Source organism: Collimonas arenae (assembly GCF_000786695.1).
Taxonomy (GTDB): Bacteria; Pseudomonadota; Gammaproteobacteria; order Burkholderiales; family Burkholderiaceae_D; genus Collimonas; species Collimonas arenae_A.
In genome coordinates this window covers 3,804,332-3,819,424 of record NZ_CP009962.1, presented here as the reverse complement: position 1 = coordinate 3,819,424, position 15,093 = coordinate 3,804,332, and the positions used below count along the sequence as shown (strand labels likewise).

Annotated in this window: 12 protein-coding genes; 5 read left to right on the top strand and 7 right to left on the bottom strand. The window is 57.8% G+C overall.

What is annotated here, in order from left to right:
- Positions 1–46: 46 nt before the first annotated feature.
- Together bla and LT85_RS16710 are read left to right on the top strand one after the other, a co-directional pair.
- Positions 47–961 (top strand): class A beta-lactamase, encoded by a 915-nt coding sequence (gene bla / locus LT85_RS16715; protein WP_038490921.1) that lies wholly within the window; start codon positions 47–49, stop codon positions 959–961.
- A 149-nt stretch (positions 962–1,110) separates the two neighbouring features.
- Positions 1,111–2,712 (top strand): ABC-F family ATPase, encoded by a 1,602-nt coding sequence (locus LT85_RS16710; RefSeq protein ID WP_038490919.1) that lies wholly within the window; start codon positions 1,111–1,113, stop codon positions 2,710–2,712.
- Between the two features lie 111 nt (positions 2,713–2,823).
- Here LT85_RS16710 and LT85_RS16705 read toward each other — a convergent pair whose 3' ends face one another.
- Positions 2,824–3,414, bottom strand: a complete 591-nt coding sequence (locus LT85_RS16705) for a hypothetical protein (RefSeq protein WP_038490917.1) — start codon at positions 3,412–3,414, stop codon at positions 2,824–2,826.
- Between the two features lie 283 nt (positions 3,415–3,697).
- On the opposite strand from LT85_RS16705, the gene nadA reads away from it, so the two are divergent.
- On the top strand, positions 3,698–4,837 hold the full coding sequence (nadA, locus tag LT85_RS16700) for a quinolinate synthase NadA (protein ID WP_038490914.1): 1,140 nt from the start codon (positions 3,698–3,700) through the stop codon (positions 4,835–4,837).
- The gene (nadC, locus tag LT85_RS16695; RefSeq protein WP_038490911.1) at positions 4,834–5,712 is read left to right on the top strand and encodes a carboxylating nicotinate-nucleotide diphosphorylase; all 879 of its coding nucleotides are present in this window, start codon (positions 4,834–4,836) and stop codon (positions 5,710–5,712) included. The genes nadA and nadC overlap by 4 nt, the downstream gene beginning before the upstream one ends.
- Positions 5,713–5,771: 59 nt before the next feature.
- Here nadC and LT85_RS16690 read toward each other — a convergent pair whose 3' ends face one another.
- The 4 genes from LT85_RS16690 to nadB all read right to left on the bottom strand — a co-directional run bounded on the left by LT85_RS16690 (position 5,772) and on the right by nadB (position 11,432).
- Positions 5,772–7,019 (bottom strand): M20/M25/M40 family metallo-hydrolase, encoded by a 1,248-nt coding sequence (locus tag LT85_RS16690; protein WP_437177301.1) that lies wholly within the window; start codon positions 7,017–7,019, stop codon positions 5,772–5,774.
- A gap of 81 nt (positions 7,020–7,100) precedes the next feature.
- Positions 7,101–8,411: an MFS transporter gene (locus LT85_RS16685; RefSeq protein WP_038490908.1), complete on the bottom strand. Its 1,311-nt coding sequence runs from the start codon at positions 8,409–8,411 to the stop codon at positions 7,101–7,103.
- A gap of 82 nt (positions 8,412–8,493) precedes the next feature.
- Positions 8,494–9,714: an MFS transporter gene (locus LT85_RS16680; protein WP_038490906.1), complete on the bottom strand. Its 1,221-nt coding sequence runs from the start codon at positions 9,712–9,714 to the stop codon at positions 8,494–8,496.
- A gap of 107 nt (positions 9,715–9,821) precedes the next feature.
- Positions 9,822–11,432, bottom strand: coding sequence for an L-aspartate oxidase (nadB, locus tag LT85_RS16675; protein WP_038490903.1), 1,611 nt, complete (start codon positions 11,430–11,432; stop codon positions 9,822–9,824).
- Between nadB and LT85_RS16670 the strand changes: the two genes are divergently transcribed.
- On the top strand, positions 11,431–11,625 hold the full coding sequence (locus tag LT85_RS16670) for a hypothetical protein (RefSeq protein WP_038490901.1): 195 nt from the start codon (positions 11,431–11,433) through the stop codon (positions 11,623–11,625). The genes nadB and LT85_RS16670 overlap by 2 nt on opposite strands.
- Before the next feature lie 14 nt (positions 11,626–11,639).
- On the opposite strand, the gene purT is transcribed toward LT85_RS16670, so the two are convergent.
- Positions 11,640–12,851 carry a formate-dependent phosphoribosylglycinamide formyltransferase gene (gene purT, locus LT85_RS16665; RefSeq protein ID WP_038490898.1) on the bottom strand — a complete coding sequence of 404 codons (1,212 nt, stop codon included), beginning with the start codon at positions 12,849–12,851 and terminating at the stop codon, positions 11,640–11,642.
- Between the two features lie 263 nt (positions 12,852–13,114).
- The gene (locus LT85_RS16660; protein ID WP_038490895.1) at positions 13,115–14,803 is read right to left on the bottom strand and encodes an MFS transporter; all 1,689 of its coding nucleotides are present in this window, start codon (positions 14,801–14,803) and stop codon (positions 13,115–13,117) included.
- Positions 14,804–15,093 lie beyond the last annotated feature (290 nt).

The following is a 15,093-nucleotide window of genomic DNA, read 5'->3' as shown; positions in this document are numbered from 1 at the left end:
GAGATAGTTATTGTGCAGCCTTGTTCATTGAGTTGGGAGTGAAAACATGAATCGACGTCAATTTGCCGGAAATCTTGGCATGGCATTCGGGGCACTGGCCATCGGTGCTTACACACAGAAATCCTGGGCTATCGCCGATAATCCCGCGGCAGCTTCAATCGTTGCGCAGCTGCGCCAGATAGAGTCTACGACCGGCGGCCGTCTCGGCGTCGCTATCTTCGACAGTCGCTCCGGGAAAACCTATGCCTACCGCGGCGATGAGCGTTTCCCGATGTGCAGCACCTTCAAATTATTGGCTTCCGCACTGGTGCTGAAGCGGGTCGATCAGGGCAAGGAGCAACTGGCCCGGCGTATTCGCTATAAGGCCAGCGATCTGGTGCCGTATTCGCCGGCGACCGAGCATCATACCGGCGGCGATGGCATGTCCGTAGGGGAATTGTGCGAAGCAGCCATTACCTTGAGCGACAATACCGCCGCCAATTTGTTACTGCAGAGTTTTGGTGGTCCGGCGCAACTGACGGCCTACATGCGTGCATCCGGCGACAAGATGACCCGGCTTGATCGTATCGAACCACATCTGAACGAATCGGCGCCGGGCGACCCGCGCGACACAACCACGCCGAATGCGATGGTGCACAGCTTGCGTGAGATCCTCTTGGGGGACAACTTATCAGCAAGTTCGCGTCAGCAGCTCACAGACTGGTTGCTGGCCAACAAGACTGGCGACAAACGCTTGCGCGCGTTGTTGCCGGCCGGTTGGCATGTCGCGGATAAAACAGGTACCGGCGATCAAGGTACGGCGAATGATATTGGCATGTTGTTGCCGCCTGGCGGCGCGCCTTTGCTGGTTGCCAGTTATCTGACTGGGACTATCAAGGCGTCGGCCGCTGCGCGCGACGCCGTGCACGCGGAAGTTGGACGTCTGGCTGCATCTTTGGTAGCGGCGGGTCCGGCAACTTAGAAGAAATTGCTTATCTGGGGCGGATTTTAGCCAAATGTGGCGGTAAGTCGTTGTTTTATATGGACTCATGCAGTGCACAAATGCGAATACTGTATAATGCCGCCACACTACCTAACCCCATGATTCAATTAAGAAAAGAACCATATTAGATGCTGTCTACCGCAAATATCACGATGCAGTTCGGCCCCAAGCCGCTGTTTGAAAACATTTCCGTCAAATTCGGCGATGGCAACCGGTATGGCCTGATCGGCGCCAACGGCTGCGGCAAGTCCACGTTCATGAAAATCCTGGGCGGCGATCTTGAGTCGTCGGCTGGCAACGTGATGCTGGACCAGAACGAGCGCCTGGGTAAATTGCGTCAGGACCAGTTTGCATTTGAAGACATGCGCGTGCTGGATGTGGTCATGATGGGCCACACTGAGATGTGGGCGGCGATGGCGGAACGCGATGCGATCTATGCTGATCCAGACGCTACCGACGACGATTACATGAAGGCGGCCGACCTGGAAGCCCGGTTCGCCGAATATGACGGCTACACCGCGGAAGCGCGCGCCGGTGAGTTGCTGCTGGGCGTAGGCGTGGCGATCGAACAGCATCAGGGCCTGATGAGCGCCGTGGCGCCGGGCTGGAAGCTGCGCGTGTTGCTGGCGCAGGCTTTGTTCTCGAATCCGGATATCCTGCTGCTGGACGAGCCGACCAATAACCTCGACATCAACACCATCCGCTGGCTGGAAGATGTGCTGAACCAGCGCAACTCCACCATGATCATCATTTCCCATGATCGCCATTTCCTGAACCAGGTATGTACCCACATGGCCGACATGGATTACGGCACATTGAAGGTCTATCCGGGCAACTACGACGACTACATGCTGGCATCGTCGCAAGCGCGTGCGCAGCAGCTGTCGGTGAATGCCAAGGCCAAGGACAAGGTCGCAGAGCTGCAGGATTTCGTGCGCCGCTTTTCGGCTAACAAATCGAAGGCGCGCCAGGCGACTTCGCGCGCCAAGCAGATTGAAAAAATCAAGGTTGAGGATGTCAAGCCATCCAGCCGCGCCAATCCGTTCGTGCGTTTCGACGGCGAGAAGAAACTGCATCGTCTGGCAGTGGAAGTACAGGGCATCAGTAAGACTTATGACCGTCCGCTGTTCAAGAATTTCAGCATCATGGTGGAAGCCGGCGAGAAAATCGCCATCATCGGCGCCAACGGCGCGGGTAAAACCACGCTGTTGCGTAGCATCGGCGGCCACGACATTTCCGGTCTCGATGCCGATAGCGGCATGGTCAAATGGGCGGAAAACGCCAATGTAGGCTACATGCCGCAAGATCCGACCGAAGACTTCGCCACCGACAAGACGCTGACCGACTGGATGGGCCAGTGGACCCAGGAAGGCGACGATGACCAGGCCGTGCGTTCCAGCCTGGGCCGTTTGCTGTTCAGCGGCGACGATGTCAAGAAATCGGTCAAGGTTCTGTCGGGTGGTGAAAAGGGCCGCATGATGTACGGTAAGCTGATGCTGGGCCGCCATAACGTGCTGCTGCTGGATGAGCCGACCAACCACATGGATATGGAGTCGATCGAGTCGCTCAACATCGCGCTGGAGAAATATGCCGGCACGCTGATTTTCGTTTCGCATGACCGAGAGTTTGTTTCTTCGCTGGCGACACGGGTGTTGGAAGTCAAGGAAAATGAAGTGGTCGACTTCCAGGGTTCTTATGAGGACTACCTGAGCAGCCAGGGCATTGAATAGATCCCGTCATCTATCTGGCGTAGCGAATAGGGTGGCTTAATAGGGCGCCTTGATGCAAAAAAGCGTGGCAGAAATTTCTGCCACGCTTTTTTATTAGCGCCCGCATGATTTCTACTGCCGTTCGCCCAGATACAGCAGCTGGTCCAGCCGGCCGCGCAGGCTGCGTGCGATTTCCTCGCCTTTGGATTTGAGTACGGCTTCCAGATAAGCCTGCCGCAACTCACGAAAGTCCTGAACGCTGCTGGCGCGTTCCACCTTCAACTGCAAGCCATAGCCACGCAGGCCGATCATGCTCTTGATGGTGTCGTTGTAGAAATGGTAGATCGCTTCAAACTGGGTTTGTCCCGGGGGAAGTATTTGCTCAGGCGGGACTGGTGCAGTGGGAGCAGTCGGGGCGACGGGGACGGCGCTTTTGGCTGCAACCGGGGGCGGTGCAACCGTAGGTGCTGCCGCAGGAGCAACCACCACAGCCGGTGCTGCAGCGTCACTGACGTCGCCACCGCTAACCTGGATCAGGCCGGCTTGCAGCAGCTCATCCAGATGTTCCTGGTTCAAACCGAGCCCGGCTACCTTGCGCAGCAATTCGTCGTTACCGGTTTTGCCATCCACCAGCAATAGCAGCGTACGCAGGCGTGGCGCGACGGTTTGTCCGCGTGTTGCTATTTCTGTACGGCCGAGCTCGGTCTTGTCGAAAATAATCATGATGTCCCTGTGTTCTTCTCATGCGTCTGAAAATGCCCAAAGCTTGACGGGCGATTTTCTGTGACAATCTTCCATGGCAATTGTGAAATAATAGTACGGCAGTTCCCTCAAAGTTGCAATACAGTAATGTTGAGGCGCGCATCGACGGATAGCGGTAGAATTCTTTCCCAAAATCCGGCCCGATAAATTGCCGCAAAATATCTTGCTGCGCCTTCTGTCGTATCATGGCGTTTTACCGCAGTTCATGTCGCTCTCATCTATCTCATCCGCAGCCATCATCACTATGCAATCCCAAGCCATCAAAACCGTTGAATTCGAGCGGCCGCAAATGGAGCTAGGCAGCAGCTGTACCTCGCATGCCTGGGCTCGCGTCCCTGAAACCCCCACGCCACAGCAGAAAACCGAACTCAAGGAGCGCATCAAACGCTTGTTGAAAGAACAGCAGGCAGTGCTGGTCGCCCATTATTATGTCGATGCCGATTTGCAGGATCTGGCCGAAGAAACCGGCGGCTGCGTTTCGGATTCTCTCGAAATGGCCCGCTTCGGCCGCGATCATCCTGCCAAGACGCTGGTGGTTGCAGGCGTCAAGTTCATGGGCGAAACCTCGAAAATCCTAAGTCCGCATAAACGTGTGCTGATGCCTGATCTGGATGCGACCTGTTCGCTTGATCTCGGTTGCCCGGCTGACGAATTTGCGGCGTTTTGCGATGCCCACCCGGACCGCACCGTCGTGGTGTACGCCAATACCAGCGCCGCCGTAAAAGCGCGCGCCGACTGGATGGTGACTTCTTCCATAGGGCTCGACATCGTCGCTCACTTGCATGCGCAAGGAAAAAAAATCCTGTGGGCGCCGGATAAGCATCTGGGTAGCTACATCCAGAAACAGACCGGCGCCGACATGCTGTTGTGGCAAGGCTCTTGCCTGGTGCATGACGAATTCAAGGGCGTCGAGCTGGAACTGTTGCGCCAGCAGCATCCGGGCGCGAAGATCCTGGTGCATCCGGAATCGCCGGAAGCGGTAGTAACGCAAGCCGATGTGGTGGGCTCCACCAGCCAGCTGATCGCCGCTGCACAGAGCCTGGATGCCGACGAATTCATCGTCGCCACCGACAACGGCATTTTGCACAAGATGCGTATGGCGGCGCCGGGCAAACGCTTTATCGACGCACCGACCGCAGGCAACAGCGCGACCTGCAAGAGCTGCGCGCATTGCCCGTGGATGGCGATGAACGGCCTGCGCAACCTAGCCGAAGTGCTGGAATCAGGCAGCAACGAAATCCACGTCGATGCCGAAACCAGCCGCAAGGCAGTCGTCTGCATCGACCGCATGCTCGATTTCGCTGCACAACGCAAAGCTAACGTGCGCCCGTCCAGCGATCTGGCGCAAGAACAAAAACTGTTTTCAGGAATTGGACCCGCATGAGTACATCTTCTAGCAACCTTAAGAACCGTTTCGCACCGTTTGACGCCGCGCTGCAAGCGGCATTCGATGACAATATCCGTATCGCACTGGCAGAAGACGTCGGCAGCGGCGACCTGACCGGTAAACTGGTCCCGGAGCAGCAGATGGTGCGCGCTCGCGTGATTGTGCGAGAAGCCGCCGTGCTGTGCGGCGCGCCCTGGTTTGACGCGGTAATGAAGCAGCTCGATACCCGTATCCGTATCGACTGGCGTTACCCCGAGGGCGACATGATGGGCGCCGACAGCGAAGTTTGCCTGATCGATGCGCCTGCCCGGGCCTTGCTGACGGCGGAGCGCGGCGCCCTGAATTTCTTGCAGCTGTTGTCAGGCGTGGCCAGCGCTACTCGCCTGTATGTCAATGCAGTGGCCAATACCAAGGCGCACATCCTGGATACCCGCAAAACCTTGCCCGGCCTGCGCCTGGCGCAAAAATACGCGGTGCGCGTCGGCGGCGGCCACAATCAGCGGCTGGCGTTGTATGACGGCATCCTGATCAAGGAAAACCATATTGCGGCTGCCGGTGGCATTCCTGCTGCGATGAAGGCTGCGCTGAGCCTGGATGCGGATGTGACGATTCAGATCGAAGTCGAGAACCTTGTGCAACTGGATGAGGCCTTGAATGCCGGCGCAGTCTCGATCTTGCTCGACAATTTCAGCCTCGACGCCATGCGCGATGCGGTCAACCTGACAGACGGCCGGGCCTTGCTGGAAGCATCCGGCGGCATCAATATGGACAGTGTGCGGGCGATCGCGGAGACCGGCGTCGACCGCATTTCGATCGGCAGCCTGACCAAGGATATCCGGGCGACCGATTATTCGCTGCGGATCATCGAGTAAATCGACTGGCTGAATGGGTGGCAAACCGCCCATTCAGCCAAAGCCCGTTCACCGCTGATCTACTGTACTTTGCCCTGGGCAAAATCCATGATCAGCCGCGTCGACAAATACAGGCGCGGCACAATGGTATTCAACAAGACATACTCGGCATCATTCGAGTGTGCGCCATAGCCGGTCAGTCCCATTCCTTCGATGACAGCGGCCTTCGATTTCAAACCGGCGAATGCCGCATCGGTGCCGCCGCCGCTGGCGACGTCGACCACTTTCATCGGCAGGTCGAGTTCTTCGTATATTTTCTTGCCATACGCTGACACCGTGCGCGACGCGGCGTTAGTTTCCAGCGGCGGCCGTCGCATTTCAAATTTCAGCTGGACCTTGGCGTTAGGAATCAATTGTTTCTTGATGCTTTCTTGCAGCTGGGTTTGCAACTGATCGAAGTCGCTCATTTTCAAGGCGCGGGCATCGGCCTGGGCGCTGGCGCTGGCAGGAATGACGTTGCGGTTGGTGCCAGCCTGGGCAACGGTCCAGTTCAGCTTCAGGCCGCGTTCTGGCTGCGACAAATTGTTCAGTTGCAGCAACTGGTGCGATAACTCATAGAGTGCATTGATCCCTTTTTCCGGTGCCGCGCCGGCATGCGAGGATTTGCCTTGCACCGTCAGATAGGCGGCGGCAATACCGCTGGTCGCCAGGCGCAACTGGCCTTGGGGACCGCCGCCTTCATAGGAAAATACCGCATCCTGCTCGGCGCCGAATTTGGTATGCAGACTGCGGCCGCCAGGCGAGCTGATTTCTTCGTCGCCGTTGATCTGCACCGTCAAGGTGTCGTAATCCTTGAAGCCGATTTTCTGCAGGATCGCAATGGTATGGAGGATGGTGGCAACTCCTTGCTTGTCGTCGGCAATGCCGAGGCCGTAGGCTTTGTCGCCGTCGACCCGGTACTGCTGGTCCTTCAGCATGCCGCGCAGGTACACCGTATCCATGTGCGCGATCAGCATGATCTTGCGCTTGCCCGTACCCTTGAACTCCGCATGGACGATCTGCCCGATTTTTTCCGGAGTGTCGCCCATGCGGTAGATCTCTGGCGCGTCCAGCAATTCCGCCTTGCCGCCGAGTTGCGCCAGACGATCGCGAATCAGCGCCGCGATCTTGGCCAGGCCTTCCAGGTCGCCGCTACCCGATTCGATATTCACCAGGTCACGCATGGTGTCCATCATCGCCGGCTTTTCTTTTTGCGCCAGTTCATAGACCGGCGCCACCGGTGCTGCCGAGGCGAAGCCAGCCGCCGCAGTCCAGACGGAAAAAATCAGCGTCTTAAGTAGTTTTGCTTTGAAAGAAGGGGATGCTTGAGTCACGTTTGTCTCCATTTTGTTATTTAACCGATTTTGCAGCTAGACGTTTTGCAGATTCGCATCGCGTGTCTCACGCATGCACAACACCGCGATCAGACTCAGGCCCGCAGCTACAGACACATACGCGCCGACATAGGCCAGCCCGCCGCGTTCCGCCAGCAATTGTGCGATATAGGGCGCAACCGAAGCTCCCAGAATCCCGCCGATGTTATAGGCGACACCGGCTCCGGTGTAGCGTACGCTGGTCGGAAACAGTTCTGGCAGAAGGGCGCCCATCGGTGCAAACGTGACGCCCATCAGGAACAGGAAGATGATCAGGAACAAAGCGATCGCAGCCGTATTGCCGCTGCCGAACAGCGGCTGCATGGTAAAGCCGGCGGCGATGGCCGCGAGCGTGCCGACGATCAGCACCGGGCGGCGACCGAAGCGGTCGCTGGCCAGCGCCGACAATGGCGTCGCCAACGCCATGAACACCACGGCCAGGCACAGCAACGCGAGGAATTCCTGGCGCGGAATATGCAAGGTGCCGACGCCGTAGGAAAGCGAGAACACGGTCGCGATATAGAACAAGGTATAGCAGACAATCATCGCCGTAGCGCCCAGCATCACTGGCCGCCAATGATCCTTGAACAGGGTCACGGCTGGCATCTTGACGCGTTCGCGTTTTTCCAGTGCCGCAGTAAACACCGGCGTTTCCGCAATTTTCAGGCGTACATACAAGCCCAGAACCACTAGCGCTGCGCTGAAAATAAACGGCACGCGCCAGCCCCAGCTCTTGAATTGTTCATCCGATAGCGTCAGGGCCAGCGCCAGGAACAGGCCGTTGGCCATCAGGAAGCCGACCGAAGGACCGAGCTGCGGAAACATGCCGTAACGACCGCGTTTTCCGGCTGGCGCATATTCAGTCGCAAGTAGCGCCGCGCCGCCCCATTCGCCACCAAGGCCGATGCCTTGCGCAAAACGTAGCACACACAACAACATAGGGGCCAGCGCGCCGATGCTGTCGTAGCCTGGCAAAAAGCCAATCAGCATGGTGGAGATCCCCATCACCAGCAGTGAAATCACGAGCGTTGATTTGCGGCCGATGCGATCGCCGAAATGACCGAATAGAAAGGCGCCGACGGGGCGCGCAATGAAGGCGATGCCAAACGTGACAAAGGCCGACAGTGCTTGCGCCGTCGGCGAGTCATGCGGAAAAAACACCGGTCCGATGACTAGCGCTGCGGCGGTTGCGTATACATAAAAATCGTAGAATTCGATGGCGGTGCCGATGAAGCTGGCAAAGATGACGCGCCTTGCGCTATTGGCTGCCGGGGTGGCGGATGTGATTTGCTGCGACGCAGTATTCATCGTTTCTCCTTATTCTGGTCTCGCCCTAAGCATAGCCGAGATGAATAAAAAACGACACAACTACGACCGCAGCTTTTCTAGTTCAAGCCGCTGGCGCCGGCAGCTGCCGTAATACGCGAACCTCGGAATCGAAGATGATCCACGCTTGTACGACGAACCCGACCAACGCCAGCACCAGGCAAGCTGCTTCACCCCAGCGGGCGCCGACCAGGCCGCCCAGCGCAGCGCCGATTGGGCGCGCGCCGGTATTGACCGTCAGGAAAATCGCCGACACCCGTCCCAGCATGGCTCCCGGTGTGACGGTCTGGCGCAGTGTGGTTGAGGTGATCACCCAGATGATAGGGCCGACGCCGAACAGAAAGAAGGACAGGGCCGCCAGTATGCCGCTTGGCACTGCAAGAGTCGCCACCATGGTGAGCGCAGCCAGCACAGAAACGGCTGGGCCGAGCTGGATCGCGCGGCCGAACGGCAGCTTCGCTACTATTCGCGGCGTCAACAAAGCGCCTAGCATCATGCCGACCCCATAGGCGCCGAGCGTTACGCCCACCTCGCCGGCGCTGAGACCAAGCTTGCGCACAGCATAGGGCACGTAGGCAGCTTGCAGCACGAACCAGGATATATTCCAGGCCACAGCGGTGAGCAGGATCGGCCGCAACAAGTTGTCGCGCCACACCATGTGCGCGCCATCGCGAAGTTCCAGCAGAGGATGACGCGGCGCAGCCGGCGCGCGCTGCGGTTCGCGCAACTGCAACAGCAACACGACGGCCGAGCCGGACAGCATGGCCGCCAGCACGAAGGCGGTGGAAGCACCGGCCCATGACGTTAGCGCACCACCCAGGGCGGGGCCGGCGGCAAAGGCAGCGCTCCGCGCCAGTTCCAGGCGGCCATTGGCTTTCGCCAGCAGTTCGCGTTCTACCAGCGCCGGGACGATGGCCGGGGCCGCGACGCTGAAGCCGACGGTGCCGACAGCGCCAATGAAGCCGAGCACCGCCAGCAATGGTATCGACAGATGGTTTAGCAGAAGCGCTGCCAGCACGCCTAGCAAAGCGAGCATGCGGAGCGCCTCGGCGGTTACCATCAGGCGCTTGCGCGAGGTACGGTCGGCCAGCAGGCCGAACGGGATAGACAGCAAAAGAAACGGCAGCGACTGCACTGCGGCCAGGGTGCCGATTTCACCCGGACCGGCGCCTAGCAGCAGCACGGCCATGATAGGCGTGGCCGCCAGGCTCAGTTGCTCGGCTGATTGCGCAGCCAGGTTGGACCAGGTGAGTGCGACCAGGGAGCGTGGGAATTTTTGACTCATGACTTTTTTTACAGTTTTTTCGATGACGGCAGTGTAGTGCCGGCGACGCCGGCAAACACTCCGTTTCCTGGCGCACAATTCGCATGCGCGCCGGATAGTGCGCTGGCTTAGCGACGTTGCGGCGTCAACACGCTGGGTAATGCCTTGGCCAGGGTTTCAGGATAATCCTGGCTATAGTGCAAGCCGCGGCTTTCGTGACGCGACAAGGCGCTTTCGACGATCAGGGAAGCGACCTGGACCAGGTTGCGTAACTCGAGCAAATCGCGGCTGATACGGAAGTGAGCGTAGTATTCGTCGATCTCTTCCTTGAGCAGGCGGATCCGGTGCTGAGCTCGCTCCAGGCGTTTGTTGGTACGCACGATGCCGACGTAATTCCACATGAAGCGCCGCAATTCGTCCCAGTTGTGGGAGATCACGACTTCTTCATCGGCGTCGATCACGCGGCTTTCATCCCAGGCCGGCAAGGCTATCGCTTTCGGCTTTTCCTGCTGCGCGATGAATTTGGCGGCGGCGCGACCGATCACCACGCATTCCAGTAATGAATTACTGGCCAGGCGATTGGCGCCATGCAGGCCGGTATAGGCGGTTTCGCCGACGGCATACAAGCCGGGCAGGTCAGTACGGCCATTGAGATCGGTGACAATGCCGCCGCAGGTGAAGTGAACTGCCGGCACCACTGGAATGGCTTGCTTGGTGATGTCGATTCCCAGTTCCAGGCAGCGTGCATAGATGGTCGGGAAATGTTCTTTCAGGAATTCCGGTGACTTGTGCGTGATGTCGAGATCGACATGGTCGAGGCCGCGCTTTTTCATTTCAAAGTCGATCGCTCGCGCAACGACATCGCGTGGCGCCAGCTCGGCGCGCTCGTCATGTGCCGGCATGAAGCGCAAGCCGGCATCGTCGCCTTCGGTATCCGGCAATTTGAGTACGCCGCCTTCGCCGCGTATCGCTTCGGTGATCAGGAAAGACTTGGCGTAAGGGTGATACAGGCAGGTCGGATGGAACTGGATGAATTCCATATTGGCGACCCGGCAACCGGCGCGCCACGCCATGGCGATACCGTCGCCGGTAGCGCTGTCGGGATTGGTGGTGTACAGGTAGACCTTGCCGGCGCCGCCGGTGGCCAGCACCGTGTGGCTAGCGGATAAAGTAAGCACCTTGCCGGTCTTGACGTTCTTGGCGTACAGACCGAGGCAGCGCGGACCGCTTTTGTCGGCGTCGCCGGTGGCTACCTTCTTCGAGGTGATCAGGTCAATCGCGTAATGGTCTTCCAGCAACGTGATATTGGGATGGGCGCGCACTTTCTGCTCCAGCGTCACCTGCACCGCATGGCCGGTGGCGTCGGCGGCATGGATGATGCGGCGCTGGCTGTGGCCGCCTTCACGGGTCAGATGGAAGCCCATTTCAGCGCTGGCGTCAGGCGTGAACGGTACCCCTTGTTCAATCAGCCATTCGATCGCGGCCTTGCCGTTTTCAACGATAAAGCGGGTCGCGCTTTCGTCGCACAGGCCGGCGCCTGCGATCAGCGTGTCGTTGATGTGCTGTTCATGGCTGTCGCCGGAATCAAGCACAGCGGCGATGCCGCCCTGGGCCCAGTTGCTGGCGCCGTCGAGCAGCGCGCGTTTGGAGATGACTGCGACCTTGTTGGTTTCAGCGAGGTGCAGGGCGACTGACAGGCCGGCAAGCCCGCTACCGATAATGGCGACATCAAATTTCATGGCGAATGATTGGTTATTGTTTTATAGGATCGCCATGATGGCGACGTCTCTGTTGCTGTTTGCTGCTGTTTGCTCGAAACTTATCCGCGAAAAATACGCAATGCACGAAAAAGTGGTTTTTGAATTTCTTCTGGTGCTTCTCGTGCTCCTTGTATTTCTCACGCCTTTCGCGGACAAGGTCGTTACCGCTTAAATATCAGTTGCCGCTTATTCAGCGATAACCGGTTTCACTTTGGCCGCCGCCTGCTTGGCGCGGATACGTGCAGTCTCTACATCATCCGCAGTGGCCAGCGCCACACCCATGCGGCGGCGGGCGAAGGATTCCGGTTTGCCGAACAGGCGGATATCCGCGCCTGGAACGCGCAGCGCATCCGCCACGCATTCAAAGCCAATTCCCTTGGCGTCATGCTGGCCATAGATCACTGCTGAAGCCGCCGGGCTACGCAATGCAACGTTGACTGGCAAGCCGAGGATGGCCTTGGCGTGCAACTCGAATTCGCTTTGCTGCTGGCTAGCCATGGTGACCATGCCGGTATCATGCGGGCGCGGGCTGACTTCGGAAAACCAGACCATTTCATTCTTGACGAATAGCTCAACCCCGAACAAGCCCAGGCCGCCCAGGTTATCGGTTACCTTCTTGGCGATATCGCGGGCCTTGAGCAAGGCTTCCGGATGCATGGGATGCGGTTGCCAGGATTCGACATAGTCGCCTTGCACCTGGACGTGGCCGATCGGTTCGCAGAAGTGGGTGGCGACGCTACCGTCTGCTTGCAGCGCTCGCACTGTCAACAAGGTGATTTCGTAGTCGAAATCGATAAAACCTTCGACGATCACACGGCCTGCATCGACCCGGCCGCCGGCTGCGGCATAAGCCCAGGCGGCTTCCACTTCATCGGCGCTGTCGATTTTCGACTGGCCTTTGCCAGAAGACGACATCACCGGCTTGATCACGCAAGGAAAACCGATCACCGAGCAAGCGGCTTTCAGTTCATCCAGGTTATTGGCAAAGCGGTAAGGCGAAGTCGCCAGCGCCAGCGTTTCGCCGGCCAGGCGACGGATGCCTTCGCGGTTCATGGTCAGCCAGGCGGCGCGGGCGGTTGGGATCACGGTGACTTTACCGGCGGCTTCCAGCGCCACCAGGGTTTCAGTCGCGATCGCCTCGATTTCAGGAACCACCAGGTCCGGCTGCTCCAGCGCAATCAGCGCTTCCAAAGCGGCGCCATCGGTCATGTTGATCACGTGCGAACGATGTGCAACCTGATGGCCGGGCGCATTAGGATAGCGATCGACGGCGATGACTTCGACGCCCAGGCGTTGCAGCGAAATAATGACTTCCTTGCCGAGCTCGCCGGAGCCCAGCAGCATGACCTTGGTGGCGGAAGAGGAAAGCGGAGTACCTAATCTGGTTGGTGTCTTCATATTGGAAAGTTACGGCGAAGCGGGAAGCAACGCAATTGTCATTGATAAGTGAGATGGATGGTGGCAGCGACGATACGTATGAGGAGGGCTTCTTGTTTAAGTACGGCTGGCTACGGGTTAGATCATGGTTATCTGCTGCCAACGCCCGACAATAGCAAATATCGGGCCGCATGGACAGTTGGCAAAATGAAAAAAGCCGCCAGAATCATCTGGCGGCTTTTTTTACGCTGCTCAGGCATAGCCGTAAGGATATGCCATATTTTTCAAGAGCGCTCGGTCTGGTAGATATCGTTGTCCTTGGTTTCCTTGACAAACAGCATGCCGATGACGAAAGTTGCGGCGGCAATCACGATCGGATACCACAGGCCGTAGTAGATGTCGCCCTTGAAGGCAACCAGAGCGAAAGCTGTGGTTGGCAGCAAACCGCCGAACCAGCCGTTGCCGATGTGGTAAGGCATGGACATCGAAGTGTAGCGAATACGGGTAGGGAACATTTCCACCAGCATTGCTGCAATCGGGCCATACACCATGGTGACGTAGATCACCAGGATGAACAGAAGCAGCAGCACCATCGGTTTGTTCATCTGCTCGGGATCAGCCTTGCTTGGATAGCCTGCACCCTTGATATCACCGGCCAGCTCTGTCGAGAATGCTTTATCTTTGGCGGCAGCGTCTTCCTTGGACAGACCGTTCGCATCGTACGAGGTGAGGATTTTTTCACCGATCTTGATGGTGGCGACCGAACCCGGTGCGCCAGCCACGTTCTCGTAGTTCACCGATGCCGCCGATAGCTTGGCCTTGGCGATATCGCAAGACGAGGTGAATTTCTTGGTGCCGGTCGGGTTGAACTGGAACTGGCAGGTAGCTGGATCGGCAGTGACGATCACCGGTGCATTTTTCAGCGCTGCTTCCAATACCGGATTGGCGTAATGGGTCAAGCCGGAAAAGATCGGGAAATAGGTCAGCGCCGCAATCAGGCAGCCCGCCATGATGATTGGCTTGCGGCCGATTTTATCGGACAGGGAACCGAAAATCACAAAAAACGGTGTGGCAAGCAATAACGCCAGCGCGATCAGGATATTGGCGGTAGACATATCTACTTTGAGCGACTGGGTCAGGAAGAACAAGGCATAGAACTGCCCTGTGTACCAGACCACAGCCTGGCCGGCGGTCAAGCCGATCAGCGCAAGAATCACGATTTTCAGGTTTTTCCACTGGCCGAAGGCTTCAGTCAGCGGTGCCTTGGAAGTCTTGCCTTCTGCCTTCATACGCGCAAACGCCGGCGATTCATTCATCGACAGGCGAATCCATACTGACACTGCCAGCAGGACAACGGAAAGCAGGAAAGGAATACGCCAGCCCCATGCCGAGAAGGCTTCTTCGCCGACCGCGACGCGTACGCCCAGGATTACCAGCAATGACAGGAACAGGCCCATTGTCGCTGTAGTCTGAATCCAGGAAGTGAATGCCCCGCGTTTGTCGTTAGGCGCATGTTCTGCGACATAAGTGGCGGCGCCACCGTACTCGCCACCCAGCGCCAGGCCTTGCAAGATGCGCAGGGTAATCAGGATGATCGGTGCGGCAATCCCGATCGTGGCGTAGTTTGGCAAGATCCCGACAATGAAGGTCGACGCCCCCATGATCAGGATCGTCACCAGGAAAGTAAATTTACGGCCAATCATGTCTCCCAGACGGCCAAATACCAGAGCGCCGAAAGGCCGCACGATAAAGCCGGCGGCAAATGCCAGCAGTGCGAAGATGAAGCCGGTGTTGGGATCGGTGCCGGAAAAGAACTGCTTGGCGATGATTGCCGCCAGCGATCCGTACAGATAGAAGTCATACCATTCAAATACGGTGCCGAGGGATGAGGCAAAAATAACCTTGCGCTCTTCTGCGGTAATGCCGCGGTTAGCAGGTTTAACTCCCCCTGCGGTAGGTTGTAGTGTGGCCATGCTGGTCTCCTAGATTATTTATATTTGGTACAGCTAGTCTGAGTGTGCGACCCGAACCTTACGTGGGACTTGCTTGAAACTTACAGAAACTTACACAGGGGAAATATGGGAGGGGCAAGTTGCCGCCTGTTAAGTTTGACAGCTGTGCCGATTTCTTCAGAGCGTTAAAATTACTCCGTCTTCTACACTCTCCCCGAGTTTGGATTCAGCCCGTGACCGCAAGGTATCACGGGCTTTTTTTTGCCTGTGCCTGTGCTTGTCTTGTACTGGCACCAAGGAATAATGCAAAA